General features: G+C 67.2%; 1 pseudogene. It reads left to right on the forward strand.

The window, feature by feature from the left end:
• Positions 1-561 (forward strand): annotated as a pseudogene (locus AABA86_RS33430) (hypothetical protein); the annotation flags it as partial.

Raw genomic sequence — 561 nt, forward strand, 5'->3', positions numbered from 1 at the left:
CGTTACGTTCAATGCGGCCGGGTTCACCGGATCGACCGGTCGGCCGGGCGTGGCCACCGGCCAGAGCGGGTTTGAAGGGCGCGGCGGCGAAGAGAGCGTCGTCGGCGATCTCAACGCCCTGGGGCAGGCGGTGACGCGACTGTCCTATCTGAGCGCGACCAGCGCGGTCATCGTCGACATCGGGGCCGGGACCGCGGATGGCGACGCCTCGGTAGGGCACGACACCTTCTCCAACGTCTCGACGATCTGGGGCTCGGCCTCCAACGACACGTTCTACGGCAGCGACAATGCGGCCTTCACCTACGAGACCTATGAAGGTCGCGGTGGCGACGACTATATCGACGGCCGCGGCGGCTACGACCAGGTCACCTACAATTCGGATACGACGACCACGTCCGGCATCTATGTTCACCTCGCCGCAGGCACCGTGAACGGCGACGCGACAGTGGGCACCGACACGCTGCGCAGCGTCGAGGCCGCGCGCGGCACCAATTTCGACGACACGTTCGACGCGACCGGCTTCGGCCAGGTCGGGGCGACCAATGTCGGTTCCTCCGGGAC

The sequence above is a fragment of the Bradyrhizobium sp. TM233 genome, assembly GCF_036247965.1.
Lineage (GTDB): Bacteria > Pseudomonadota > Alphaproteobacteria > Rhizobiales > Xanthobacteraceae > Bradyrhizobium > Bradyrhizobium ottawaense.